This is a genomic window from Shewanella surugensis (assembly GCF_023284005.1).
Taxonomy (GTDB): domain Bacteria; phylum Pseudomonadota; class Gammaproteobacteria; order Enterobacterales; family Shewanellaceae; genus Shewanella; species Shewanella surugensis.
The window spans coordinates 1-669 of sequence record NZ_JAKIKS010000357.1; the positions used below are offsets into that span (position 1 = coordinate 1).

Consider the following 669-nt stretch of genomic DNA (forward strand, 5'->3'; position numbering starts at 1 on the left):
ATACCATGCTGCTTGAACAGCATTTCTTGGCGATAAAGCGGTAATGCGTACTGATACTTACTTGTTATGATTTGACTCAGTAAACTGGCCGTGGCAAATCCTTTCGGTATTGGACTTGCAGGGACGGGTGCTTGCTTGATATTGGCCTGCGTCCCTTGAGTTTCACACTGGTTGCAGCTGTATTTTAACCTAATGTGCTCAATGACTTTGATTTGAGCAGGAATGAATTTAAGTTTTTCACTGCTATCTTGTCCCATTAACGTCAGCGGCTCGCCACAACAATCACACTGTTTATCTTCCTCGCTAATATCATGGGTAATGATTTCACGAGGTAAGTCTTTAGGCAAAGGTTGACGCTTAGGACGTTTTTTAGGTGCGGCTGGCACTGCATCAGTACTCGATTCAACAGGCTCATTATCAACGTCATCAACCGTTACCTCAGCTTCGTTAAATAACTCACCCTGATAATCATGGCGTTCACTACTGGCGCCAAACCTTTTTTGTTGTGCTAAGCGAAATTGCTCAAGTAATCGCTGTACAGATTGTTTAAGTTCAGCGATTTCAGCATTTTTAGCCGCAAGCGTCTCAAGCAGTAATTGCTTAAGACAATCAATATCGTTGGGTAGATTATCGGGTGTAAATTTCATCGGATGATGATATCAAATATCG

The 669-nt window shown here is 42.5% G+C and carries 1 protein-coding gene; it reads right to left on the reverse strand.

Going from position 1 to position 669, the window contains the following annotated elements; translation table 11 throughout:
* Positions 1-647, reverse strand: a 647-nt coding sequence (locus L2764_RS27510; RefSeq protein ID WP_248943504.1) for an IS66 family transposase zinc-finger binding domain-containing protein, incomplete at its 3' end; no start/stop codon positions are given.
* Positions 648-669 lie beyond the last annotated feature (22 nt).